Here is a 23,732-nt window from a genome sequence, read left to right on the forward strand (position 1 = left end):
TGACCGGCTGCCGTGCGCGGCCGGGCAGCGCTGGACCTGGGACGGCGTCGCGTTCACGATGCTGTGGCCGCAAGGCGGCCCGGGCGCGGGCTCGTCGAACGGGCGGTCGTGCGTGCTGCGCATCGACGCGGGCGAGACGTCCGCGCTGCTGACAGGCGACGTCGATGCGCGCGGCGAACGCCGGCTCGTGGACGTTGCGCCCGACGCGCTGGCCGCACAGATCCTGGTCGTTCCGCACCACGGCAGCCGCACGTCGTCGGTCGAGCCTTTCCTCGATTCGGTCGGGCCGCGCGTCGCGGTATTTCCTGTAGGCTATCGCAATCGTTTCGGACATCCGCACCGGACGGTTCTCGCCCGTTACGAGGCGCGCGGGATCCCGCTGTCGCGCACCGATCGCGACGGCGCCGTGCGGTTCGACGTCGCGCCGGCCGACGGCGGGTTTGCCTTCGAGCGTCATCGCGACGTTTGGCGACGGTACTGGATGGATCGGTGAGCGCGGCGAAAGCCGGCGTATCAATGAAGATGGCCCGGGATCCGCGCTCAATGCCGAAGCGTGGGCCCCGGCAGAACGCGAAGCATGGGACCGGAGTAAGCGCTGAAGCGCCAACTCCGGTCGACAAAGGAGACATCGGCGTTTGAAGGACATCCTCCACTTCTCGCATGCGAACGGCTTTCCGGCATCGACGTACCGCACGATCTTCGCCGAACTGGCCGACGACTACGAGCTGCGCTACATCGAACGGATCGGCCACGACCGCCGCTACCCGGTGACGCGCGACTGGCCGCATCTCGTCGAGCAACTGCTCGACGACATCGGCAGCCGCTACGAGCGTCCCGTCTGGCTTGTCGGCCATTCGCTCGGCGGCTACCTGTCGCTGATGGCCGCGCTGAAGAAGCCGCAATGGGTGCGCGGCGTCGTGATGATCGATTCGCCGATCATCGCGGGCTGGCGCGCCGGCGCATTGCGCGCGAGCCAGTGGGCGGGGCTCGACGAGCGGCTGTCGCCGGCCGCCGCGACGCGCAACCGGCGTACGCACTGGATCAGCCGTGACGAAGTCTGGCGGCACTTCCGCGAGAAACCTGCGTTCGCCCGCTGGGATGAACGGATGCTGGCCGACTACATCGACTACGGGATCCCGCAGGTCGGCGCCGACGGCGAGCGCTCGCTCGCGTTCGACCGGCAGGTCGAATACCTGATCTACCGGACGCTGCCGCATACGCTCGGCCCGCGGCTCGCGCACGGCGCGCCGGTGCCGCTCGGTTTTCTCGCCGGCACGCGTTCGCGCGAGGTGCGCCAGGTCGGGCTCGATGCGACACGCCGCGCGGCGCGCGGCCGCGTCGAATGGCTGGAAGGCAGCCACCTGTTTCCGATGGAGCGGCCGCTCGAGACCGCACGCGCATTGCAGCGGATGCTGAATTCGCTGAAGGCGGTGGAGGGCGAGGTGTCGCAGGGCGTCACCCCCCTCGCGAAGCGCGCCTGACGCAGGGTTTGGCGGCCGGGGCGCCGCCTCCGGCACGCGCGGTTGCACCGGCCGGCGGGCGGCTGCGTCCCGGCGCGCACGACTGGTGCGGGGCGTCGCGAAAGGGCGCGATCATCGAGTCAATTGCTGAGAGAAGGGCGGGCTTTACGGTATAATCCGTTTTTCCCGCGAGCATCCAGCGATGACCAAATATGTTTTCGTCACCGGCGGCGTAGTTTCTTCCCTTGGCAAGGGTATTGCCGCCGCTTCCCTCGCCGCGATCCTTGAATCGCGCGGTCTGAAAGTCACCCTCCTCAAACTCGATCCCTACATCAACGTCGACCCCGGCACGATGAGCCCGTTCCAGCACGGCGAAGTGTTCGTGACGGAAGACGGAGCGGAGACCGACCTCGACCTCGGCCACTACGAGCGCTTCATCAGCACGAAGATGCGCAAGGCCAACAACTTCACGACCGGCCAGATCTACGAATCGGTGATCCGCAAGGAACGCCGCGGCGACTATCTCGGCAAGACCGTGCAGGTCATTCCTCACATCACGAACGAAATCCAGGCGTTCATCGAGCGCGGGGCCGCGTCGGCCACCTGCGGTGAGCCGGATGTCGCGATCGTCGAGATCGGCGGCACGGTCGGCGACATCGAATCGCTGCCGTTCCTCGAGGCCGCGCGCCAGATGAGCCTGCGCCTCGGCCGCAACAGCGCGTGCTTCGTGCACCTGACGCTGGTGCCGTACGTCGCGACCGCCGGCGAACTGAAGACGAAGCCGACCCAGCACAGCGTGCAGAAGCTGCGCGAGATCGGCATCCTGCCGCACGTGCTGCTGTGCCGTGCGGACCGCCGCATTCCGGACGACGAATCGAAGAAGATCTCGATGTTCTCGAACGTGCCGGAAGACGCCGTGATCTCGGTGTGGGACGCCGACAGCATTTACAAGATTCCGCAGATGCTGCACGACCAGGGCCTCGACCGCATCATCTGCGAGGAACTGAAGCTGTCGCCGAAGGACGCGGACCTGACCATGTGGTCGGAGCTGGTCGAGAAGCTCGAGAACCCGAAGCACGAAGTGACGATCGGCATGGTCGGCAAGTACGTCGACCTGACCGAGTCGTACAAGTCGCTGATCGAGGCGCTGCGCCACGCATCGCTGCACACGTCGACCAAGGTCAACATCGAATACATCGACTCGGAAGAGATCGAGACGAACGGTGTCGACAGCCTGAAGCATCTCGACGCCGTGCTGGTGCCGGGCGGTTTCGGCCGTCGCGGCACGGAAGGCAAGATCGCGGCGATCCGCTATGCGCGTGAAGCCAAGGTGCCGTATCTCGGCATCTGCCTCGGCATGCAGCTCGCGGTGATCGAATTCGCCCGCGACGTCGTCGGCCTGAAGCAGGCGAACAGCACGGAATTCGAGCCGGACACGCCGGAACGCGTGGTCGCGCTGATCACCGAGTGGTACGACCGCGACGGCAAGGTCGAGACGCGTACCGAGGAATCCGATCTCGGCGGCACGATGCGCCTGGGTTCGCAGCGCTGCCCGATCAAGCCGGGCACGATGGCGGAAGAGATCTATGGCAAGGACGTGAACGAGCGCCATCGCCACCGTTATGAAGTCAATAACCGCTTCGTGCCCCAGCTCGAAGCCGGCGGCCTTATCATCAGCGCCCGTACCCCGAGCGAGGATCTGCCGGAAATGATGGAACTGCCGCGTTCGATGCACCCGTGGTTCGTCGGCGTCCAGTTCCACCCGGAATTCACGTCCACGCCGCGTGACGGTCATCCCCTCTTCAAGTCGTTCGTCGAAGCTGCGCTTGTCAACAAGCAAGCGCGCGGAGTGTAAGCATGAAGCTGTGCGATTTCGAGGTCGGTCTCGACAAGCCTTTCTTTCTGATCGCGGGTACCTGCGTCGTCGAATCGGAGCAAATGACGATCGACACGGCGGGCCGCCTGAAGGAGATCTGCGCGAAGCTGAACATTCCGTTCATCTACAAGTCGTCCTACGACAAGGCGAACCGCAGCTCGGGCAAGTCGTTCCGTGGCCTCGGAATGGACGAGGGCCTGCGGATCCTGTCCGAAGTGAAGCGCCAGCTCGGCCTGCCGGTGCTGACCGACGTGCATTCGATCGAAGAGATCGAGCAGGTCGCGTCGGTCGTCGACGTGCTGCAGACGCCGGCGTTCCTGTGCCGCCAGACCGATTTCATCCATGCGTGCGCGCGCTCGGGCAAGCCCGTCAACATCAAGAAGGGCCAGTTCCTCGCGCCGCACGACATGAAGAACGTGATCGACAAGGCGCGCGAAGCGGCCCGTGAAGCGGGGCTGTCGGAAGACCGTTTCATGGCGTGCGAGCGCGGTGTCTCGTTCGGCTACAACAATCTGGTGTCGGACATGCGTTCGCTTGCGATCATGCGCGAGACGAGCGCCCCGGTCGTGTTCGATGCGACCCACTCGGTGCAGCTGCCGGGCGGGCAGGGCACGAGCTCGGGCGGCCAGCGCGAATTCGTGCCGGTGCTCGCGCGTGCGGCGGTCGCGACGGGCGTCGCGGGCCTGTTCATGGAGACGCACCCGAATCCGGCCGAAGCCAAGTCGGATGGCCCGAATGCGGTGCCGCTGAACCGGATGGGTGCGCTGCTGGAGACCCTCGTCACGCTCGACCAGGCGGTGAAGCGCAATCCGTTCCTGGAAAACGATTTCAATTAAAGATCGAATGAACCTTGCGACGGCTTCGCGCGTCTGTAGCGAAAGCGTTTCAGGCGCGCGCGCCGTCGCAGTTTGAAGAATCCATCGTCATTCTCAGAGGAAACCCATGAGTGCAATCGTAGATATCATCGGCCGCGAGATTCTGGATTCGCGCGGCAACCCCACCGTCGAATGCGACGTGCTGCTCGAATCGGGCACGATGGGCCGCGCGGCGGTGCCGTCGGGCGCGTCCACCGGCTCGCGTGAAGCGATCGAACTGCGCGACGGCGAAGCCGGCCGCTACAACGGCAAGGGCGTGCTGAAGGCAGTCGAGCATATCAACACCGAAATCTCCGAAGCCATCATGGGCCTCGACGCGTCGGAACAGGCGTTCCTCGACAAGACGCTGCTCGAGCTGGACGGCACCGACAACAAGTCGCGCCTCGGCGCGAACGCGATGCTGGCCGTGTCGATGGCCGTCGCGAAGGCCGCTGCCGAAGAGGCCGGCCTGCCGCTGTACCGCTACTTCGGCGGTTCGGGTGCGATGCAACTGCCGGTACCGATGATGAACATCGTCAACGGCGGCGCGCACGCGAACAACAGCCTCGACATCCAGGAATTCATGATCGTCCCGGTGAGCCAGCCGACGTTCCGTGAAGCCCTGCGTTGCGGCGCGGAAGTGTTCCACGCACTGAAGAAGATCCTGAGCGACCGCGGCATGAGCACCGCAGTCGGCGACGAAGGCGGCTTCGCGCCGAACTTCGGCAGCAACGACGAGTGCCTGTCGACGATCCTGCAGGCGATCGAGAAGGCCGGCTACCGTGCCGGTGAAGACGTGCTGCTCGCGCTCGACTGCGCGGCATCCGAGTTCTACCACGACGGCAAGTACCAGCTCGCGGGCGAAGGCCTGCAACTGTCGTCGGCCGAATTCACCGACTACCTCGCGACGCTCGCCGACAAGTTCCCGATCGTGTCGATCGAGGACGGCATGCACGAAAGCGACTGGGAAGGCTGGAAGCTGCTGACCGATCGCCTCGGCAAGAAGGTGCAGCTGGTCGGCGACGACCTGTTCGTCACGAACACGCGCATCTTGAAGGAAGGCATCGAGAAGGGCATCGCGAACTCGATCCTCATCAAGATCAACCAGATCGGTACGCTGACCGAAACGTTCGCGGCGATCGAAATGGCGAAGCGCGCAGGCTACACGGCCGTGATCTCGCACCGCTCGGGCGAAACGGAAGATTCGACGATCGCGGACATCGCGGTCGGCCTGAACGCCGGTCAGATCAAGACGGGTTCGCTGTCGCGCAGCGACCGTATCTCGAAGTACAACCAGCTGCTGCGCATCGAGGAAGATCTCGGCGACATCGCAAGCTACCCGGGTAAATCGGCTTTCTATAACCTGCGCTAACGCGCTACTATCGGGTTCGTCATATCGACGCCGCTCTGTGCATGTGCGCGGAGCGGCGCTTCTTATATCTGCGGTTCTTACATGCGGCTTGTCACTGTCGTCCTGATTGCCTTGCTGGCGCTCATTCAGTACCCCCTATGGTGGGGACACGGCGGCTGGCTGCGGGTGCATGAATTGCGTCAGCAGCTCGACGACCAGCTCCAGAAGAACGCGGACGAGAAGCTGCGCAACGAGCGCACCGCAGGCGAAGTACAGGATCTGCAGGGCGGCACCGCGGCCATCGAGGAGCGCGCGCGCTACGAGATGGGCATGGTGAAGGACGGCGAGGTATTCGTGCAGTTCGTGTCGCCGAATGCGCCTGCCGTGCCGCTGAACAACACGCCGTCGAATACGTCGACGCGCGGCGCCGTCTCCGCGGCACCGGTGCGTGTCGTGCCGAATCCGCAGTCGATCGCGAAGCCGTCGCGGCATCATGGCGGCGACAAGGGCAAGGCCGCGCATCACTGATGCACGATTGCTCGAACCCATTGAAAAAGCGCGGGAAATGCCGCGCTTTTTTATTTCCTGCCGGTAGTCAATCGGCTGAGCGATGCACGCTCACCACCACCATCCCGGGTAGCCGTAGCTGATGCCCGAGCCCCAGCGATTGCCCCATCCGCCGTAATACCCGCTGTAGACCGTCACCGGCGGCGGCGAGTAATAGGCCCATGCGCGCGCGGCGGCCTCGGCTGCCATCGCGCTGTTCTGCTCGCGCAGCACCTGCTGGTCGATCTCGTCATAGCGCTTGCGTTCGGCGCTCGACAGCGTGGGCGGCTGGCCGCCCGACGCACCGGGTTCGGGTAGGCGGCTCAGGATCGTGGAAGTCGGCGGCGGCATCGCGCAGCCGGCCAGCGCGAGCGTGCCGGCGGCAACGCTCGTCAGGACGATGGTGCGGAACGGACGATGAAGCGGGCTCATGTGTTTCTCCTGCAGCGCGCCGACGACGGGAAGCGGCTTGCGCCGAAGTGCGTGACTTCGGCGCCGGAGCCTTGCGTGCGACGCTCGTGCGTCATTATGCGCCCGTGCCCGGACGGCGGGCATCGGGCCACTGATCAGTGACGCTGCTCGGTCGCGGGCGCGATGCCCGTCTCGACGCCGGGTGCCGCGAACAGCTGCGCGACGTCGACCGGATCGAATTCATAGCGCTGGTTGCAGAACTCGCAATGAATCTCGACATGGCCGCGCTCGACGATCACGCTGTCGACTTCTTCGCGGCCGAGCATGCGCAGCATCGCGCCGACCTTCTCGCGCGAGCACGAGCACTGGAAACGCGTGCCGGCCGGTTCGAAGTGCTGCACGTTTTCCTGCCAGAACAGCCGGCGGAACACGACTTCCGGTTCGACCTCGAGCAGCTCCTGCGCGGACAGCGTGCCGCCGAGCGTGCAGACGCGCTCCCACGTATCGGTATCGGTTTCGGCGTTACGCGGCACGATGCCGCCGTCGCCCGGCAGCTTCTGCAGCAGCATGCCGACCGCGCGGTCGCGATCGGCCGCGAGCCACATCCGCGTGTCGAGCTGTTCCGAGTGATGCATGTAATGCTCGAGCACCTGCGAGACGGATTCAAGCGGGCCGTCGACGCCGTTCAGCGGCACGATGCCCTGGTACGGCTGCTGGCCCGGCAGCTTGTCGGCCGGGTCGAGCGTGATCACGCAGCGGCCGTGGCCGCTCGCGTTGACGAGCGACGCGAAGCGCGTGTCGTCGCCGATCGTCTGGGCGGAGTCGCCGGCGAACTTCGCCGTGGCCCGCATCGACAGATCCGAACCGCACTGGACGACCAGCATCTGGACCGGCCCGTCGCCGAAGATCTGCATGATCAGGGTGCCGTTGAATTTCAGGTTCGCGGACAGCAGCGCGCACGCGGCCATCATCTCGCCGAGGATCGTGCGCACCGGGGCAGGGTAGTCGCGGCGGGCGAGCACTTCCTGCCACGTATTGCGCAGCGAAACGATCTCGCCGCGCACGGGCGCCGCATTGAACATGAATTTCTGTAACTGGTCGCTCACTCTTCTTCCTTGAAATCCGTGCGAATCACCCGATCCGCACGAGTTGCTCCTTGAAATGCGCACGCCGCTCGACGTATGTCTTCGCGTTCGTGCGCAGCCGCGCAATGTCTTCCGCCGACAGTTCGCGCACGACTTTCGCCGGTGCGCCGAGAATCAGCGAGTTGTCCGGGAACGTCTTGCCTTCCGTCACGACCGCGCCGGCACCAACCAGACAGTTGCGGCCGATCACCGCTCCATTCAAGACCACCGCCTGGATACCGACCAGCGAACCCTCGCCGATCGTGCAGCCGTGCAGCATCGCCTGGTGCCCGATCGTCACGTTTTCGGCAATCGTCAGCGGAAAGCCGGGGTCCGTGTGCAGGACCGCGCCTTCCTGGACGTTGCTGCCAGCGCCGACGGTGATCGTCTCGTTGTCGCCGCGAATCGTCGCGCCGAACCAGACGCTCGCGTTCTCCTCGAGCACGACCTTGCCGATGATGGCCGCCGTATCGGCGACGAATACGCTTTCGTGGATCGTCGGGGCCGTATCGCCCAGCTTGTAGATCGTCACGGAGTCTCCTTGTCTCTTCGATGATGGGCGCCGGTAGAATGGCGCGTCTGGTTTGCCCGGCGCATGCGCATTGCGCCGCGGATCAATCGCCTATTGTAAACCGTCGCGTGCGTGCGCTCCCGCGATGCGCACGCAGGGTGTCCCCGTTTATGAGCATGGAGTCTTCTTCTTTCGGCAATGCGTCCGCCTGCGTGCGCCGCACCGCGCTTGCCGCGCTGCATGACGCCGAACCCGCGGCCAAGGCCGCCCAGGTGCGCGCGCTCCACGCTGCGCTGCGGGCCGGGCAGGCGGCGATCGCGCCGTCGCTCGAATTGCCCGAGCCGGCCGATCTGCCCGGCCGGCCGGCGCGCCCGCCGCTCGTCGAGCCGCGCCAGCTCGAGCGACGCAGCATGCGTTCGCCCGAAGGGCGCGCCGTGCTGCTGCACGCGCTTGCCCATATCGAGTTCAATGCGATCAACCTGGCGCTCGATGCGGTGTGGCGCTTCGCGGGCCTGCCGGCCCCGTTCTATGCGGACTGGCTGAAGGTGGCGGCCGAGGAGGCCTATCACTTCACGCTGCTGTCCGAGCGCCTGACGGCGTTCGGGCATGCGTACGGCGATTTTCCCGCGCACAACGGCCTGTGGGAGATGTGCGAGCGGACCAAGGGTGACGTGCTGGCGCGCATGGCGCTCGTGCCGCGCACGCTCGAGGCCCGCGGGCTCGACGCGTCGCCGCCGATCCGCGCGCGGCTCGTGCAGGCGGGCGACGATGCGTCGGCCGCGATCCTCGACGTGATCCTGCGCGACGAAATCGGTCATGTCGCGATCGGCAACCGCTGGTTCCGGCATCTGTGCGACGAAGCCGGCCGCGATCCCGTGCCGACCTACTGGCAGCTCGCCGAGCAATACCATGCGCCGCGGCTGCGCGGCCCGTTCAATTTCGATGCGCGCCGCGATGCCGGATTCGAGCAGGCCGAACTCGACGAACTGGCCGCACAGGACGTGGCGGAGGGCGGCGCGCCACGCTAGCGGGCTCGCGTTCGGCCGCGCTTCGACGAGCCGCCTGCAGTTCCGGGTGCCCGGGACATGGCGCTTCCCGGCGGCCCCTGGCGTATGCGCGCCACTAGAGCGGCGCCTCGATTGCCGGACGCCGGAAAGAGGGCGTCGCCGCTATAATCGAACGATCATTCTTTTTTGGCGGCTGCAATGAGTGCCTCGAGTTCTGTTTCCGATTTCGTCACGGTGCGCGGCGTCCAGCTGCATGTCCGGCGCTGGGGCCGGCCCGATGCGCCGACGCTGTTCATGCTGCATGGCTGGATGGACGTCTCGGCATCGTTCCAGTTCGTCGTCGACGCGCTTGCGGGCGACTGGCAGGTGATCGCGCCCGATGCGCGCGGTTTCGGGTTGTCCGACTGGCCGGTCGCGCGGCAGGGCGGCGGCCATTACTGGTTCCACGAGTACCTGGGCGACCTCGATGCGCTCGTCGACCACTATGCGCCTGCCGGCGAAGTCAACCTGGTCGGGCACAGCATGGGCGCGAACGTCGTGTGCCTGTATGCCGGCGCGCGACCGGAGCGCGTGCGGCGCGTGGTCGATCTCGAGGGTTTCGGGCTGGCGCCCGCGCGGGCCGATCAGGCGCCGCGGCGGTTGCGCGGCTGGCTGGACGAGTTGCGCGAACCGCCCGTGCTGCGCCCTTATGCGTCCCTCGACGACGTGGCGGCGCGCCTGATCAAGACCAATCCGCGGCTCGACCCGCGCCGTGCGGCGTTCCTCGCCGCGCACTGGTCGAAGCGTGGCGACGATGGCCAGTACCACCTGCTGGCCGACCCCGCGCACAAGATGCCGGGCCCGCAGCTGTACCGGCTCGACGAAGTGATGGCCACCTGGGCGCAGGTGCGCGCGAAGGTGCTGCACGTCGAAGCCGTCAACTCGCCGACACTGGCCCACATCGCGGGTGACATCCCGTTGCCGGAATTCAAGGCGCGCTTCAACGCGTTCCCCGACTGGCGCGAGAAGCTCGTCGAGGATGCCGGCCACATGGTGCATCACGACCAGCCCGAGCAGATCGCGGCGCTGATCGAGGCGTTCTGCGCGTAAGCGCGCGGCGGGGCACGCGGGCGGCGCATTGCCGCGTTGCAGTAGAATGAAGCCTTACCTGCCATGCCGACAATGAACGCCGATCTCCACTGCCATTCGAATGTTTCCGACGGGTTGCTGCCGCCTGCCGACGTCGCGCGCCGCGCTCATGCCGGCGGCGTGACCCTGTGGGCGCTGACCGACCACGACGAGATCGGCGGCCAGGCAGCGGCGCGCAGCGAAGCGGAAGCGCTCGGCATGCGCTACCTGAGCGGCGTCGAGATTTCCGTCACGTGGGCGTCGCGCACCGTGCACATCGTCGGCCTGAATGTCGATCCCTCGAACCAGGTGCTGGTCGATGGCCTGTACCGCACGCGCCACGGCCGCGCGGCGCGCGCGGTGGCCATCGGCGAGCAGCTCGCCACGCTCGGCATTCCCGGTGCGTACGAAGGTGCGTTGAAGTACGTGTCGAATCCCGACCTGATCTCGCGCACGCACTTCGCCCGCTTCCTCGTTGAAAACGGTCATGCCACGTCGACGTCCGATGTGTTCGATCGGCTGCTCGGCGACGACAAGCCCGGGTTCGTCCCGCACCGCTGGGCGACGCTGCCCGACGCCGTCGCGTGGATTCGGGCGGCGGGTGGCGAGGCCATCGTCGCGCATCCGGGCCGCTACCGCTACACGCCCGTCGAATTCGACGCGTTCTTCGGCGAGTTCATCGACCTGGGCGGCCGCGCGATCGAGGTCGTCACGGGCAGCCACACCCCCGACCAGTACCGCGAATATGCGGACGTCGCACGCCGCTTCGGCTTCGAAGCGTCGCGCGGCTCGGATTTCCATGCGCCAGGCGAGGGCCGTGTCGAGCTCGGCAGCCTGCCGCCGTTGCCGCCCGACCTGACACCGGTCTGGGAACGCTGGCTCTGACACCGGGCGGCGGCCTGCCACCTGCGTTGCTGTTGGCCGCGCGCATCCGACTTCTCCCCCTTTACGACCCCCCATGTCCCAGTTCTTCAGGATTCACCCGGATAATCCGCAGCCGCGCCTGATCAAGCAGGCCGTGGAAATCGTCAGCAAGGGCGGCGTGATCGCGATGCCGACCGATTCGAGCTATGCGCTCGCGTGCCATCTCGACGACAAGGACGCGGTCGAGCGCGTGCGCCGGATTCGCGGCCTCGACGAGAAGCAGCACCTGTCGCTGCTCGTGCGCGACCTGTCGGAGCTCGCCAACTTCGCGATGGTCGACAACCGCCAGTACCGGCAGATCAAGTCGGTGACGCCGGGCCCGTACGTCTTTATCCTGCAGGCGACGAAGGAAGTGCCGCGCCGGCTGTCGCACCCGTCGCGCAAGACGATCGGGCTGCGCGTGCCCGATCACGCGATCACGCTCGCGTTGCTCGAATCGCTCGGCCAGCCGCTGCTCGGCACGACGCTGATCCTGCCGCCGGACGACGAGCCGCTCAACGATCCCGACGAAATCCGCGAGCGGCTCGAGAAGCAGGTCGACCTCGTGATCGACGGCGGCGCGTGCCCGCGCGAGCCGTCGACGGTGATCGACCTGACCGGCGACGAGCCCGAGCTCGTGCGCGCGGGGCGCGGCGCGCTCGAACCGTTCGGACTCTCGGCCGCGTAAGCGCGCCGTTCCATTTTTTGCGCGAGTGCGCTTGTTACAATAACGCGATATGGATGCTTCCCTGATACAGACCATCGCCGTCTACGCGCTGCCCGTGATCTTCGCGATCACGCTGCACGAGGCCGCGCATGGCTACGCCGCCCGCCTGCTCGGCGACAACACCGCCTACATGATGGGACGCGTGTCGTTCAACCCGATGCGTCACATCGATCCGCTCGGCACGATCGCGATTCCGCTCGCGATGTATTTCCTGACGGGCGGCGCGTTCCTGTTCGGCTATGCGAAGCCGGTGCCGGTGTCGTTCGGCAACCTGCGCGATCCGCGCTGGGGCAGCCTGTGGGTATCGCTCGCAGGCCCGGCCTGCAACTTCGTGCAGGCGCTGATCTGGGGCGTGCTGACCCTCGTGCTGCCCGCCGTCGGCATCGACGAGCCGTTCTTCACGCGGATGGCGTTTGCCGGCGTCAGCGCGAACCTCGTGCTCGGCGTGCTGAACCTGTTTCCTCTGCCGCCGCTCGACGGCGGCCGCATCCTGGCGGCGCTGCTGCCGCCGAAGCAATCGATCGCGCTGTCGCGCATCGAGCCGTACGGTTTCATCATCGTCCTCGCGCTGGTCGCGACGGGCGTGCTGACGAATTTCTGGCTGCGCCCGCTCGTCAACGTCGGCTACGCCGTCCTGAGCGCCATCCTGTCCCCATTCGCCTCGCTTCTCTAACGACAATCATGTTCCCTGAACGTATTTTCTCCGGCATGCGACCCACCGGGTCGCTGCACCTCGGTCACTACCACGGCGTGCTGAAAAACTGGGTGAAGCTGCAGTCCGAGTACCCGTGCTTCTTCTGCGTCGTCGACTGGCATGCGCTGACGACGCACTACGAGACTCCCGAGGTCATCGAGAAGAACGTGTGGGACGTGCTGATCGACTGGCTCGCATCCGGTATCGATCCGGCGCAGGCCACGCTGTTCATCCAGAGCAAGGTGCCGGAGCACGCCGAACTCGCGCTGCTGCTCGGCATGAGCACGCCGCTCGGCTGGCTCGAACGCGTGCCGACCTACAAGGAGCAGATGGAGAAGCTGAAGGACAAGGATCTGTCGACCTACGGCTTCCTCGGCTATCCGGTGCTGATGGCGGCCGACATCCTGCTGTATCGCGGCTCGCTCGTGCCGGTCGGTGAGGACCAGGTGCCGCACGTCGAGATGACGCGCGAGATCGCCCGCCGCTTCAACTACCTGTACGGTCGCGAGCCGGGTTTCGAGGAGAAGGCGCTCGATGCCGCGAAGAAGCTCGGCGGCAAGCGCGCGAAGCTCTATCACGAGCTGCGCAACGCGTATCAGCAGGAGGGCGACGACGAGGCGCTCGAACAGGCGCGCGCGATGCTGCAGGAATCGCAGAGCCTGTCGATGAGCGACCGCGAGCGCCTGTTCGGCTATCTCGAAGGCGCGCGCAAGATCATTCTCGTCGAGCCGCAGGCGCTGCTCACCGAAGCATCGCGGATGCCGGGCCTCGACGGGCAGAAGATGTCCAAGTCGTACGGCAACACGATCGGCCTGCGCGAAGACGCCGAGACGATCACGAAGAAGGTCCGCACGATGCCGACCGATCCCGCGCGCGTGCGCCGCACCGATCCGGGCGATCCCGACAAGTGCCCGGTGTGGCAGCTGCATCAGGTCTATACCGACGAGGCGACGCACGACTGGGTGCAGAAAGGCTGCCGCTCGGCGGGCATCGGCTGCCTCGACTGCAAGCAGCCGGTCGTCGAAGGCATCCTGCGCGAACAGCAGCCGATGCTCGAGCGCGCGCAGAAGTACATGGACGACCCGTCGCTGCTGCGCGCGATCGTCGCGGACGGTTGCGACAAGGCGCGCAAGTACGCGACGGAAACGATGCGCGACGTGCGTGACGCGATGGGCCTGTCGTACAACTGATCGACCGCATGAGCGCATCCGTCATTGCCGCCGCGGGCGGCCACGTCGCCCAGGCCGAGCCGTCGCGCTGGGTCGCGCAATGGTCGCGGCTCGTGTCGCTGGGCGGCGCGGTGCTGGATGTCGCTGCGGGCGGCGGCCGCCATGCGCGCGGGTTCGCGTCGCACGGCCATCCGGTCGTCGCACTCGACCGCGACCCGGCCGCACTGGCCGCGTTGCGTTCGATTCCGGGCGTCGACGCCCGTGACGCCGATCTCGAAGGCGCGCCGTGGCCGTTGCCGCCCGGCGAGCAGTTTGCGGCGGTGGTGGTCACGAATTATCTGCACCGCCCGCTCTGGCCCCATCTGCTCGATGCGGTGGCGCCGGGCGGCGTGCTGATCTACGAAACCTTCGCGCAAGGAAACGAAACGGTCGGGAAACCGTCCAACCCCGCGTTCCTGCTCGCCCCGGGCGAGCTGCTGGACGCCGTGCACGGCCGCCTGCGGGTGGTCGCGTACGAGGACGGGTTCGTCGCCGCGCCGCGCGAGGCGTTCGTCCAGCGTCTCTGCGCAGTGCGCGAGGGCGCGACCCCGAAGGCGGGGGCGGGAATTCCACGTTACGAACTGCCCGGCTAATCCGCTACAATCTCAATGTTTACCGGTACATAATCTCATTCGCGTTTCATGGCTAACGGCACCCAAGACGGCATTCAAATCCGCGGCAGCATCCCCGCGATCGTCACCCCGATGCTCGAAGACGGCAGTCTCGACCTGCCGGCGTTTCGCAAACTGATCGACTGGCACATCGCGGAAGGCACCGATGCGCTGGTCGTGGTCGGTACGAGCGGCGAGTCGGCAACGCTCAACGTCGAAGAGCACATCCTGATGATCCGCACGGCGGTCGAGCATGCGGCGAAACGCATCCCGATCATCGCGGGCGCGGGCGGCAACTCGACCGCCGAGGCGATCGAGTTGACGAAGCACGCGAAGGCTGTCGGCGCGGACGCGACGCTGCAGGTCGTGCCGTACTACAACAAGCCGACGCAGGAAGGCATGTACCGTCACTTCAAGACGATCGCCGAAGCGGTCGACCTGCCGGTGATTCTGTACAACGTGCCGGGTCGCACGGTCGCCGACATGGCGAACGAGACGACGCTGCGCCTCGCGGAAGTCCCGGGCATCATCGGCGTGAAGGAAGCGACCGGCAACATCGATCGCGCCGCGCACCTGATCAAGGCCGCCCCGAAGCATTTCGCGATCTACAGCGGCGACGATCCCACCGCGATCGCGCTGATGCTGCTTGGCGGCCACGGCAACATCTCGGTCACGGCGAACGTCGCACCGCGCGCGATGAGCGACCTGTGCCGCGCGGCGCTGGCCGGTGACGTACAGACGGCTCGCGCGCTGCACATGAAGCTGCTGTCGCTGCACAAGAACCTGTTCATCGAGGCGAACCCGATTCCGGTGAAGTGGGCGCTGCAGGCGATGGGCAAGATGCAGGGCGGCATCCGGCTGCCGCTCACGGCGCTCGACGAGCGCTGCCACGAAGCCGTGCGTTCGGCCCTCGTCGAGGCCGGCGTCCTCGCCTGATGCCGAGGCGGCCGCGTCCTGCGGCCGCCGGCTCGAACCCTGATCAACCCGCACCGGCCGGCTCCGTCCGGCGCCGCTCCTGACGAGCGTTCTAGCAAGACGAAGGATTTCATGAAACGTTTCGCCTTTTCCTCTCGCGCCATCCAGATGTCGGTGGTGGCGCTGGCGCTGGGCGCGCTCGCCGGCTGCGATACGCTGAACGACTACCTGGCCCCTGACCGGGTCAACTACAAGAACACCGGTTCGGCGCCGCCGCTCGCGGTGCCGAGCGACCTGAAGCCGGTGCCGACGACGCAGCAGTTCGTTGCGCCGCCGAGCAACGCCGGCCTCGGCACGCTGCCGCCGCGGGTCACGACGCAGGCGGGCAACGCGACCGACGGCATCCCGAGCGCGCAGGATCCGCTCGGCATGCACATCGAGCGCGACGGCGACCGCCGCTGGCTCGTCGTCGATGGCCGCACGCCCGAGCAGCTGTGGCCGATCCTGAAGGAGTTCTGGCAGGAGAACGGTTTCTCGCTGAAGACCGATGCACCGTCGACGGGCATCATGGCCACCGACTGGGCTGAAAACCGCGCGAACATCCCCGACGACTGGTTCCGCCGTACGATCGGCAAGGTCATCGATTTCGCGTACTCGTCCGGCACGCGCGACCGCTTCCGTACGCTCGTGAACCGCACGTCGGACGGCAACACCGATATCTCGATCACGCACAGCGCGATGGAAGAAATGATGGTCGGCCCGCAGGGCGGCACGTCGTCGCGCTGGGAAGAGCGTCCGCGCAACCCGGTGCTCGAAGCCGTATTCCTGTCGAAGCTGATGCAGAAGTTCGGCCTGACCGATGCGCAGGCGAAGCAACTGCTGACCGATGCCCGTCCCGCGACGGCGCCGGCGCAGGTCAGCGACACGAGCAGCGGCGGGGCGACGCTCCAACTGGCCGAGTCGTTCGACCGCGCATGGCTGCGCGTGGGCCTGGCGCTCGACCGCACCAACTTCGCGGTCGACAATCGTGATCGCGAGAAGGGTGTGTACACCGTGCGCTATGCGAACACGATGGAAGAGCTCAAGCGCGACGGCCTGTTCGGCAAGCTGTTCTATGGCGGTCCGTCGGCCGCGAAGCCGGGCAAGGAGTACCTCGTCAACGTGCGCGCACAGGGCAACGGCAGCACGCAGGTTGCGGTGGTCGGCGCGAACGGCCAGGTCGACAACTCGTCGGACGCCCAGCGGATCATTTCGCTGCTCCACGCGCAGCTGAACTAAGCGCGTGCGATTCTCCAGCCTCGGAAGCGGCAGCGAAGGCAACGCGCTGGTCGTCGAGGCCTCGAGCGGCACGACGACCACCCGCGTGCTGCTCGACTGCGGCTTTTCCGCCAAGGAGGTCGAGCGCCGGCTCGGCCGACTGAATCTCTGCATCGGCGATCTCGATGCGATTCTCATCACCCACGAACACAGCGACCATGTTGGCAGCGCGTTGACGCTCGCTCGCCGCGGATCGCTGCCGCTCTACATGAGCTGGGGCACCGCGCGCGCGGTTGGCGCGGACGAGGCCGATGTCGATCTCCACGTGCTGTGGGGCGACGAGACGGCCGCGATCCGCGATCTGGCCGTGATGCCCTATACCGTCCCTCACGACGCGCGTGAGCCGCTCCAGTTCGTCTTTATGGACGGCGCCAGCCGGCTCGGCGTGTTGACGGACGTCGGGATGGCTACGCCGCACATCACGGCCGTCCTGAGCGGCTGTGACGCGCTGGTGCTCGAATCCAACCACGATACCGCGATGCTGGCCTCAAGCCGCTATCCGCAGTCGCTGAAGGCACGTATCGGCGGCAACCACGGCCACCTGAGCAATGACGCCGCAGCGGACATCCTCGCGTCGCTGGAGCGCAGCCGCCTCAAGCACCTGGTCGCGGCGCACCTGAGCCAGCAGAACAACCTGCCGGAACTGGTCCGCCAGGCGTTTGGCGGTGTACTGGGGACGAGCGGGGACGACGTGGTCGTGGCCACGCAGGACGCGGGCTTCGACTGGCTGGCGCTCGGATGAGCGGAGCGGCGCCGCTGCGGCGGCCCGGTGCGACTGCCGTGCGACAGACGCTGAAACGACAGACGTAAAAAAACCGGCCCTCGGGCCGGTTTTTTTTCAGCTGACGCTGAGGCTTACTGGCTTGCGCCCGAAGCCGGAGCAGCCGTCGCTGCCGAAGCAGCCGACGCCACTGCAGCAGCAGCGTCGCTCGCAGCAGCCGTTGCCGACGAAGCAGCAGCCGAAGCGTCGCTCGCAGCACCAGCAACTGCCGAAGCAGCCGACGAAGCAGCAGCAGCCGCGTCGCTTGCAGCCGACGAAGCAGCTTGATCAGCGCTCTTGTTGCAAGCAGCCAGTGCAACAGCAGCCAACAGGGAAGCTACGAGGAGGGATTTCTTCATGATCACGTCCTTTTATGGTTAAAGGTAAGCAACAGCGCGAAACAATACCGGTAATGTGCTCCAACACCGACCTGGGCCGCTGGTGGAGATGCACTTCTTAGAGCGTGAATCTTCCCTACGGCTTGGGCGGAAATTATATGCACTTTCCTATCGACCGTCGACAAATGCGGGGTCAATACGTTGTCTTTCCCATACAGAATTTGATCCGTACGGGCATACGGGGCGACTCACACTAAATCCGGTTTCCGACCCGTATCCAGCCCGCACGATACCACTCGTGCAACAAGGCTGTCATCGAGGGAACCCGGGATAGTGTTACAAACCGTTTCGCCTCCATCTGGCGTTGATTGGCCAGTTCGGGCAGCCATTCGCTGGCCTGCTCGAGCGGTCCTTCTTCACCATTAATGAAGTACGAGCGCGCGTTATACATCAATGCGGCCCTTCTGTCGAGACACACGCCACGGCGTGACGCTTGCGTGACGAATGCGGCCTCGGATAGCGGTCGCGCGGGCGGGTCGAAAACGACGTTCGGCTTGGGCTCGCTCAGGTAGCAGCCGAGGAATTCGGCGACGTCCCGCTTGCGCCAGCGGATCGCGTCCACGATCTCGGCCACGCGCTCGACCATCGCCGGAGGCAACCGGGCGGGCGTGTCGACGGCCGGCTGCTTCGGATCGCGGTAAAGATCGTCGCCGCAACCGTCGCGCAGGCCGCCACGCTCCGCGAGATAGTACAGGAACTGGGCGCCCAGTTCGCCGGCGGACGGGGCCCGGAAGCCGATCGAGCAGGTCATGCATTCGCCTTCGGCGACGCCGTCGTGCGCGATGTGCGGCGGCAGGTAGAGCATGTCGCCGGGTTCCAGCACCCATTCGTCGCTCGGCTCGAAATTTTCGAGGATCTTCAGCGGCACGTCGGGTTGCAGCGACAGGTCCTTCTGTGCACCGACGCGCCAGCGGCGCCGCCCTTCGACCTGCAGCAGGAATACGTCATACGAATCGAAGTGCGGACCGACGCCGCCGCCATCCGTCGCATAGGAGATCATCAGGTCGTCCAGACGCGCGTCGGGGATGAAGCGGAAGCGGTCGAGCAGTGCGCGCGCCGCATCGACGTGCAAGTCGAGACCCTGCACGAGCAGGGTCCAGGCCTTGCGCGTCACGGCCGGCAGCGAGCCGGGCTCGAACGGGCCGTGTTCCAGTTGCCACTTGTTACGAAAATGGGTGATCAGTCGCGATTCCGCGTCATAGTCCGCTGCGAGCTCGAACAGCGCGTCGCGCGAAACCGGCGACGCGACGCCGGGGATCGCCTGGCGGATCAGGAGCGGCTTCTTCTGCCAGTAGCCGCGCATGAATTGCGCCGGCGTAAGACCGCCGAGCAGCGGTGTGGGAAGATCGGAAGGCGGCGCGCCGAGCGGGGCGGCAGCGGCATCCCGCGGTTCGGCTTGAGACCGGTTGCGCATCGTATAATGAGACTTGTATTTGGGAGAATTGGATGAAAATCGCAAAAAACACCGTCGTGTCGGTCACTTACAAGCTGTCGGACGCACAGGGCAATCTGATCGAGGAAAGCGACGAGCCGATGGTCTATCTGCACGGCGGCTATGATGGCACGTTCCCCAAGATCGAGGAACAGCTCGACGGCCATGAGCCGGGCTACGAGGCGCAGGTTCAGCTCGAGCCGCAGGACGCGTTCGGCGACTACGATCCCGAACTCGTGAAGATCGAGCCGCGCGATCGTTTTCCCGAGCCGCTCGAAGTGGGCATGCAGTTCGAAGGCACGCCGGAAGACGGCGACGAGGAAGTCGATTCGCTGATCTACACGGTCACCGACGTCGCCGAAGACAAGGTCGTGCTCGACGGCAATCATCCGCTGGCAGGCATGGCGCTGCGTTTCGCGCTCACCGTGAAGGACGTTCGCGAAGCCACCGAAGACGAAATCGAGCATGAGCACGCACACGGTGCGGAAGGGCTCGAGATCGTCGACGAGGACGACGACGAAGACGGCGAAGCGCCGTCAGGGCGTACCCTGCACTGAGCTCGCAGGCAAGCCGGGTGCCGGCCCCGACGCAGGGGCGGGCGCCGGCCACGACGCGCCGCCCGGTGCGGCGCCGTCACCCTGCAATGGCGGCGCGACCGACGACGAGTCGGGCAGCGCCGGCAACGCAGGGATTTCCGGCATCTGCGGCAGCGGCACGTCGTCACGCGGCACGAGCGGCAGCGCGGGTGGCACGGGCAGGTTCTTCGGCACCTCCTGCAGGCTCACGTTGAAGATCGTCTGCCGTGCCGGCGACACGCTCACCTTGACCCACTGATTCGTCGGATGGCGCGGTCCGATCGCGACGCGCGTCACATTACCCACCAGTTCACCGTCGTCTGCCCGCAGCGGGCGGTCGATCAGAAAACCGTTCGCAAGCGGTTCGCTGCTCGCGTGCATCACGAGTATCGGGCCGCGGAACGTCGTCGCCGCCTTCACCAGCGTTCGTTTCAGCTCACGGAAGCCGTCGCGCACGCGCGGCCGGTTGAAACGCAGCCATGCGAAGCGTTCCGCGCGTTCATAGCGTTCGAACTGCGGATCGCCTTCGAACATCACCACCATCGCGCGTGCCTCACGCCGCTTCGCGTATTCGGCCGCGTGGTCGATCCAGAAACCGTTCGCGATGATGCGGTCCTCGAATTCGCCGTTGCGGCCGCCGGCTGTCAGGTAATGGTTGTTCGGCGCCGGCGCGTTGAGCGCGACGTAGACGATGTCGTCGCGCATCCATCGGGCGTTCTCCCGATACGGGCGGAACCGTGCGACTTCGCTTTCCCGCGTGATCTGCAGCGCGCCGGGGTCGGGCAGTGCCGAATCGGCGAGCAGCGTCTGCCGCAGGAAGTCGAGCCGCTCGACCGGATCGTAGCTGCCACCGGCCGCAGTGTTGCACGTTACCCAGTCGTCGTGGCCGGGAATGAACACGAGCGGCACGCGTGCCGCATCCAGGATCGCGCCTCGCTGCGAATACAGTGCATCGCGGCACGCTTCCTTCGAACCCTTGAGATCGCCCGCATAGACGACGAACGCGAGGTTGCGCTCGCGCGCGATCGCATCGAGCAGCCGCTGGGCGGCGGGTTCGTCCGCAGGGACGTTGATCACGCCCGACACGACCGCGAACGAGTAGGGCGTCGTGCTGCGCTTTGGCGGCGCGGCCAGCGCGGTGGCCTGCGCGAGCGCGAGCACGGCCGCGACGAGCGCGGCAGTCGCGCGAGCCGGCAGGCCGCGCGGGATGCGTTTACGCGTGTCCGTCGACATCGTGCGACCGGACCAGCGTGCGCAGTTCGTACAGCAGGTCGAGCGCCTCGCGCGGCTTGAGATCGTCGGGATCGATGTCGCGCAGTTTTTCGAGCGCCGGATGCGGTGTGTCGGGCAGCGCCGGCGCGTCCGCGCATTCCAGATCGTCGGCGGCCACCGGCGGCGCGCTGAACAGGTCGAGCTGCGGCGTGTGTTGCGACGCCGACTGCTGTTCGAGATACGCGAGGTGCTTGCGCGCGGCGCGGATGACGGGCGCCGGAACGCCTGCGAGCTGCGCGACCTGCAGGCCGTAGCTCTGGTTGGCCGGGCCTTCGTTGACCGCGTGCAGGAACACGATGCCGTGGCCGTGCTCGACGGCCGACAGGTGGACGTTGGCCGCTTGCGGGAATTCGGCCGGCAGTTGCGTCAGCTCGAAGTAGTGCGTCGCGAACAGCGTGTAGCACGCGTTGTGCGCCAGCAGGTGGCGCGCGATGGCCCACGCGAGCGCGAGGCCGTCGAAGGTCGACGTGCCACGGCCGATCTCGTCCATCAGCACGAGGCTTTGCGGCGTCGCGTCGTTGAGAATCGCAGCGGCTTCGGTCATCTCGACCATGAAGGTCGAGCGGCCGCCCGCGAGATCGTCCGCCGCGCCGATCCGCGTGAAGATCCGGTCGATCGGGCCGAAGCATGCCGACTTGGCCGGCACGTAGCTGCCGACATACGCCATCAGCGCGATCAACGCGGTCTGTCGCATGAACGTCGACTTACCGCCCATGTTCGGGCCGGTGATCAGCAGCAGCTTGCGCTCGGTGCCGAAGCGGCAGTCGTTCGCGATGAATTGTTCGACCTGCGCTTCGACGACCGGGTGGCGGCCCTGTTCGATTTCGATGCCGATTTCGTCGGTGAAGGTCGGTGCGACCCAGTCGAGCGCACGGGCGCGTTCGGCGAATGCGGCGAGCAGGTCGAGCTCGGCGAGCGCCGATGCGACGCGCTGGCACTCCGGGATGAACGGCAGCAGCGCCTGCAGCACCGCGTCGTACAGCGCGCGCTCGCGGGCCAGGGCGCGCTCCTGCGCGGACAGCGCCTTGTCCTCGAAGGTTTTCAGTTCGGGTGTGATGTAGCGCTCGGCGTTCTTCAGTGTCTGGCGCCGGCGGTAATCGTCGGGCACCTTGTCGGTCTGGCCGCGCGTGACCTCGATGTAGAAGCCGTGCACCTTGTTGTATTCGACGCGCAGGTTTGCGATGCCGGTGCGCGTGCGCTCGCGTGCTTCGAGATCGATCAGGAACTGTCCGCAGTTCTCCGAGATGTCACGCAGCTCATCGAGCTCGGCGTCGTAGCCGCGCGCGATGACGCCGCCGTCGCGCACCATCGCGGCCGGCTCGGGCGCAATCGCGCTCGTCAGCAGGTCGAGGCATTCGGCGGGCGGTGCGAGTGCTGCGTCGACGCGGGTGAGTGCGTCCGCGTTCGCGACGATCGCGCTGATGCGCTCGCGCAGTGCCGGCAGGGCGGCGAACGTGTCGCGCAGGCTCGATAGATCGCGCGGACGGGCGGACAGCAGCGCGAGACGCCCGGTGATCCGCTCGACGTCGGCGATCTGGCGCAGCGCGCTGCGCAGCGCATCGAGGCTTGCGTTGGCCGGTGCATCGAGCAGTGCGCCGATCGCCTGCTGGCGCGACTGCGCGGCGACCGACGCGCGCGGCGGGTGATGCAGCCAGTGACGCAGCAGGCGGCTGCCCATCGTCGTGCAGCAGGTGTCGAGCAGCGAATACAGCGTCGGCGACTCGGTGCCGCGCAACGTCTCGGTCAGTTCGAGGTTGCGGCGCGTGGCCGGATCGAGACCGATGTACTCCGTTTCGTTCTCGACCTTCAGGCTGCGCACGTGCCGCAGTTGCTGGCCCTGCGTGGCCGCCGCATAGAGCAGCAGCGCGCCGGCTGCGCCGCACGCGCTCGTGAGTGAATGCGCACCGAAACCGTCGAGGCTCGCGACATCGAGCTGGTCGCACAGGCGCTGCGTGCCCGACGCGATGTCGAAGTGCCATGCCGGCACGCGCTTGCTTGCGCCGGCGCTGGCCGGCACGGCATCGGTCACGCCGTCCGGCGTCAGGATCTCGGCCGGCCGGATGCGCTCGAGCGCGGCAGCGAGCTGGTCGGGCTCGATTTCGGCGAGCCGCAGCGCGCCGCTGGCGAGGTTCAGCCATGCGAGGCCGATGTTCACCGCGACGCCACGCTTGTTGTGGCCGGTGCACATCGCGAGCAGGTAAACGTCGTTCTTGTCGGACAGCAGCGCGGCATCGGTCAGCGTGCCGGGCGTGACGACGCGCACGACCTTGCGCTCGACGGGGCCCTTCGACGTGGCGGGATCGCCGATCTGCTCGCAGATCGCGACCGATTCGCCCATCTTCACGAGCTTCGCAAGATACTGCTCGACCGCGTGATGCGGTACGCCGGCCATCTTGATCGGCGTGCCGGCGGATGCGCCCCGTTGCGTGAGGGTCAGGTCGAGCAGGCGTGCGGCTTTCTCCGCGTCTTCGAAGAACAGCTCGTAGAAGTCGCCCATCCGGTAGAAGACAAGCGTGTCGGGATGGTCGGCCTTGATGCGCAGGTACTGCTGCATCATCGGGGTATGGCCGGCGAAGGCGTCGGGCGACAGCGTGGTCATAAGTCAGGCGTGAAGTTGTTGCTTTGGTTGCCCGAGTTTACCAGTGGCTTCGGCCTGCACGCGCGAAGTTCGCC

At 66.5% G+C, this 23,732-nt stretch carries 23 protein-coding genes and 2 pseudogenes; 17 read left to right on the plus strand and 8 right to left on the minus strand.

Going from position 1 to position 23,732, the window contains the following annotated elements; genetic code table 11:
• The 6 genes and pseudogenes from G3N96_RS23720 to ftsB all read left to right on the plus strand — a co-directional run.
• Positions 1-493, plus strand: a pseudogene (locus tag G3N96_RS23720) (competence protein ComEC); the annotation flags it as partial.
• Between the two features lie 142 nt (positions 494-635).
• Positions 636-1,481, plus strand: coding sequence for an alpha/beta hydrolase (locus G3N96_RS23725; RefSeq protein ID WP_124585182.1), 846 nt, complete (start codon positions 636-638; stop codon positions 1,479-1,481).
• Positions 1,482-1,662: 181 nt separating this feature from the next.
• Complete coding sequence (locus G3N96_RS23730) at positions 1,663-3,315, plus strand: CTP synthase (RefSeq protein WP_046546046.1); 1,653 nt, start codon at positions 1,663-1,665, stop codon at positions 3,313-3,315.
• A 2-nt stretch (positions 3,316-3,317) separates the two neighbouring features.
• Complete coding sequence (kdsA, locus tag G3N96_RS23735) at positions 3,318-4,172, plus strand: 3-deoxy-8-phosphooctulonate synthase (RefSeq protein WP_069248344.1); 855 nt, start codon at positions 3,318-3,320, stop codon at positions 4,170-4,172.
• 106 nt (positions 4,173-4,278) lie between these two features.
• A complete protein-coding gene (eno, locus tag G3N96_RS23740) occupies positions 4,279-5,562 on the plus strand; it encodes a phosphopyruvate hydratase (protein WP_011352544.1) in 1,284 nt (427 codons plus the stop codon).
• A gap of 81 nt (positions 5,563-5,643) precedes the next feature.
• Positions 5,644-6,069, plus strand: a complete 426-nt coding sequence (gene ftsB, locus G3N96_RS23745; protein WP_046546044.1) for a cell division protein FtsB — start codon at positions 5,644-5,646, stop codon at positions 6,067-6,069.
• A gap of 90 nt (positions 6,070-6,159) precedes the next feature.
• Here the strand turns inward: ftsB and G3N96_RS23750 are convergent, their stop codons facing one another.
• The 3 genes from G3N96_RS23750 to G3N96_RS23760 form a co-directional block, all read right to left on the minus strand.
• Entirely contained in the window at positions 6,160-6,519 is a 360-nt protein-coding gene (locus tag G3N96_RS23750; RefSeq protein ID WP_206138654.1) for a hypothetical protein, read from the minus strand.
• A gap of 134 nt (positions 6,520-6,653) precedes the next feature.
• Positions 6,654-7,604, minus strand: a complete 951-nt coding sequence (gene hslO, locus G3N96_RS23755) for an Hsp33 family molecular chaperone HslO (RefSeq protein WP_089440497.1) — start codon at positions 7,602-7,604, stop codon at positions 6,654-6,656.
• Positions 7,605-7,629: 25 nt separating this feature from the next.
• On the minus strand, positions 7,630-8,154 hold the full coding sequence (locus tag G3N96_RS23760) for a gamma carbonic anhydrase family protein (protein WP_071334714.1): 525 nt from the start codon (positions 8,152-8,154) through the stop codon (positions 7,630-7,632).
• Between the two features lie 149 nt (positions 8,155-8,303).
• On the opposite strand from G3N96_RS23760, the gene G3N96_RS23765 reads away from it, so the two are divergent.
• The 10 genes from G3N96_RS23765 to G3N96_RS23810 all read left to right on the plus strand — a co-directional run bounded on the left by G3N96_RS23765 (position 8,304) and on the right by G3N96_RS23810 (position 17,364).
• Positions 8,304-9,161 carry a ferritin-like domain-containing protein gene (locus G3N96_RS23765; RefSeq protein WP_206138655.1) on the plus strand — a complete coding sequence of 286 codons (858 nt, stop codon included), beginning with the start codon at positions 8,304-8,306 and terminating at the stop codon, positions 9,159-9,161.
• Positions 9,162-9,338: 177 nt separating this feature from the next.
• Entirely contained in the window at positions 9,339-10,229 is an 891-nt protein-coding gene (locus G3N96_RS23770) for an alpha/beta fold hydrolase (RefSeq protein ID WP_124585444.1), read from the plus strand.
• Positions 10,230-10,301: 72 nt separating this feature from the next.
• On the plus strand, positions 10,302-11,132 hold the full coding sequence (locus G3N96_RS23775) for a 3',5'-nucleoside bisphosphate phosphatase (protein ID WP_206138656.1): 831 nt from the start codon (positions 10,302-10,304) through the stop codon (positions 11,130-11,132).
• Between the two features lie 73 nt (positions 11,133-11,205).
• Positions 11,206-11,838: an L-threonylcarbamoyladenylate synthase gene (locus tag G3N96_RS23780; RefSeq protein ID WP_089473141.1), complete on the plus strand. Its 633-nt coding sequence runs from the start codon at positions 11,206-11,208 to the stop codon at positions 11,836-11,838.
• A 49-nt stretch (positions 11,839-11,887) separates the two neighbouring features.
• The gene (locus tag G3N96_RS23785) at positions 11,888-12,550 is read left to right on the plus strand and encodes a site-2 protease family protein (RefSeq protein WP_124585448.1); all 663 of its coding nucleotides are present in this window, start codon (positions 11,888-11,890) and stop codon (positions 12,548-12,550) included.
• Positions 12,551-12,558: 8 nt separating this feature from the next.
• Positions 12,559-13,761 carry a tryptophan--tRNA ligase gene (locus G3N96_RS23790; RefSeq protein WP_011352534.1) on the plus strand — a complete coding sequence of 401 codons (1,203 nt, stop codon included), beginning with the start codon at positions 12,559-12,561 and terminating at the stop codon, positions 13,759-13,761.
• Between the two features lie 8 nt (positions 13,762-13,769).
• The gene (locus G3N96_RS23795; RefSeq protein ID WP_206138657.1) at positions 13,770-14,372 is read left to right on the plus strand and encodes a class I SAM-dependent methyltransferase; all 603 of its coding nucleotides are present in this window, start codon (positions 13,770-13,772) and stop codon (positions 14,370-14,372) included.
• Positions 14,373-14,420: 48 nt separating this feature from the next.
• Positions 14,421-15,326, plus strand: a complete 906-nt coding sequence (gene dapA / locus G3N96_RS23800) for a 4-hydroxy-tetrahydrodipicolinate synthase (RefSeq protein ID WP_011352532.1) — start codon at positions 14,421-14,423, stop codon at positions 15,324-15,326.
• A gap of 111 nt (positions 15,327-15,437) precedes the next feature.
• Positions 15,438-16,583 (plus strand): outer membrane protein assembly factor BamC, encoded by a 1,146-nt coding sequence (bamC, locus tag G3N96_RS23805; protein WP_089456463.1) that lies wholly within the window; start codon positions 15,438-15,440, stop codon positions 16,581-16,583.
• A 4-nt stretch (positions 16,584-16,587) separates the two neighbouring features.
• Positions 16,588-17,364, plus strand: coding sequence for an MBL fold metallo-hydrolase (locus tag G3N96_RS23810; RefSeq protein ID WP_089461255.1), 777 nt, complete (start codon positions 16,588-16,590; stop codon positions 17,362-17,364).
• A 113-nt stretch (positions 17,365-17,477) separates the two neighbouring features.
• Here G3N96_RS23810 and G3N96_RS23815 read toward each other — a convergent pair whose 3' ends face one another.
• The 3 genes and pseudogenes from G3N96_RS23815 to G3N96_RS23820 all read right to left on the minus strand — a co-directional run bounded on the left by G3N96_RS23815 (position 17,478) and on the right by G3N96_RS23820 (position 19,194).
• The gene (locus tag G3N96_RS23815) at positions 17,478-17,741 is read right to left on the minus strand and encodes a hypothetical protein (protein WP_021162672.1); all 264 of its coding nucleotides are present in this window, start codon (positions 17,739-17,741) and stop codon (positions 17,478-17,480) included.
• Positions 17,671-17,917, minus strand: a pseudogene (locus G3N96_RS39895) (hypothetical protein). Before G3N96_RS39895 ends, G3N96_RS23815 begins: the two are co-directional and overlap by 71 nt.
• A gap of 56 nt (positions 17,918-17,973) precedes the next feature.
• Complete coding sequence (locus G3N96_RS23820) at positions 17,974-19,194, minus strand: cupin domain-containing protein (protein WP_206138658.1); 1,221 nt, start codon at positions 19,192-19,194, stop codon at positions 17,974-17,976.
• A 32-nt stretch (positions 19,195-19,226) separates the two neighbouring features.
• On the opposite strand from G3N96_RS23820, the gene G3N96_RS23825 reads away from it, so the two are divergent.
• Positions 19,227-19,769: a peptidylprolyl isomerase gene (locus tag G3N96_RS23825; RefSeq protein WP_059554208.1), complete on the plus strand. Its 543-nt coding sequence runs from the start codon at positions 19,227-19,229 to the stop codon at positions 19,767-19,769.
• On the opposite strand, the gene G3N96_RS23830 is transcribed toward G3N96_RS23825, so the two are convergent.
• A complete protein-coding gene (locus G3N96_RS23830; protein ID WP_206138660.1) occupies positions 19,749-21,020 on the minus strand; it encodes a hypothetical protein in 1,272 nt (423 codons plus the stop codon). The genes G3N96_RS23825 and G3N96_RS23830 overlap by 21 nt on opposite strands.
• Positions 21,001-23,658: a DNA mismatch repair protein MutS gene (mutS, locus tag G3N96_RS23835; protein WP_206138661.1), complete on the minus strand. Its 2,658-nt coding sequence runs from the start codon at positions 23,656-23,658 to the stop codon at positions 21,001-21,003. Before mutS ends, G3N96_RS23830 begins: the two co-directional genes overlap by 20 nt.
• Between the last annotated feature and the right edge of the window lie 74 nt (positions 23,659-23,732).

This window comes from Burkholderia sp. Se-20373, assembly GCF_017104705.1.
In the GTDB taxonomy this organism is placed as follows: Bacteria; Pseudomonadota; Gammaproteobacteria; order Burkholderiales; family Burkholderiaceae; genus Burkholderia.

Bases quoted from the DNA above. Each gene is read 5' to 3' on its own strand.
- G3N96_RS23770 (WP_124585444.1), top strand. From the start codon at position 9,339: ATGAGTGCCTCGAGTTCTGTTTCCGATTTCGTCACGGTGCGCGGCGTC.
- G3N96_RS23775 (WP_206138656.1), top strand. From the start codon at position 10,302: ATGAACGCCGATCTCCACTGCCATTCGAATGTTTCCGACGGGTTGCTG.
- mutS (WP_206138661.1), bottom strand. From the start codon at position 23,658: ATGACCACGCTGTCGCCCGACGCCTTCGCCGGCCATACCCCGATGATG.
- kdsA (WP_069248344.1), top strand. From the start codon at position 3,318: ATGAAGCTGTGCGATTTCGAGGTCGGTCTCGACAAGCCTTTCTTTCTG.
- G3N96_RS23750 (WP_206138654.1), bottom strand. From the start codon at position 6,519: ATGAGCCCGCTTCATCGTCCGTTCCGCACCATCGTCCTGACGAGCGTT.
- dapA (WP_011352532.1), top strand. From the start codon at position 14,421: ATGGCTAACGGCACCCAAGACGGCATTCAAATCCGCGGCAGCATCCCC.
- G3N96_RS23830 (WP_206138660.1), bottom strand. From the start codon at position 21,020: ATGTCGACGGACACGCGTAAACGCATCCCGCGCGGCCTGCCGGCTCGC.
- G3N96_RS23765 (WP_206138655.1), top strand. From the start codon at position 8,304: ATGAGCATGGAGTCTTCTTCTTTCGGCAATGCGTCCGCCTGCGTGCGC.
- G3N96_RS23815 (WP_021162672.1), bottom strand. From the start codon at position 17,741: ATGAAGAAATCCCTCCTCGTAGCTTCCCTGTTGGCTGCTGTTGCACTG.
- G3N96_RS23795 (WP_206138657.1), top strand. From the start codon at position 13,770: ATGAGCGCATCCGTCATTGCCGCCGCGGGCGGCCACGTCGCCCAGGCC.
- eno (WP_011352544.1), top strand. From the start codon at position 4,279: ATGAGTGCAATCGTAGATATCATCGGCCGCGAGATTCTGGATTCGCGC.
- ftsB (WP_046546044.1), top strand. From the start codon at position 5,644: ATGCGGCTTGTCACTGTCGTCCTGATTGCCTTGCTGGCGCTCATTCAG.
- G3N96_RS23820 (WP_206138658.1), bottom strand. From the start codon at position 19,194: ATGCGCAACCGGTCTCAAGCCGAACCGCGGGATGCCGCTGCCGCCCCG.
- G3N96_RS23780 (WP_089473141.1), top strand. From the start codon at position 11,206: ATGTCCCAGTTCTTCAGGATTCACCCGGATAATCCGCAGCCGCGCCTG.
- G3N96_RS23730 (WP_046546046.1), top strand. From the start codon at position 1,663: ATGACCAAATATGTTTTCGTCACCGGCGGCGTAGTTTCTTCCCTTGGC.
- bamC (WP_089456463.1), top strand. From the start codon at position 15,438: ATGAAACGTTTCGCCTTTTCCTCTCGCGCCATCCAGATGTCGGTGGTG.
- G3N96_RS23790 (WP_011352534.1), top strand. From the start codon at position 12,559: ATGTTCCCTGAACGTATTTTCTCCGGCATGCGACCCACCGGGTCGCTG.
- G3N96_RS23785 (WP_124585448.1), top strand. From the start codon at position 11,888: ATGGATGCTTCCCTGATACAGACCATCGCCGTCTACGCGCTGCCCGTG.
- G3N96_RS23825 (WP_059554208.1), top strand. From the start codon at position 19,227: ATGAAAATCGCAAAAAACACCGTCGTGTCGGTCACTTACAAGCTGTCG.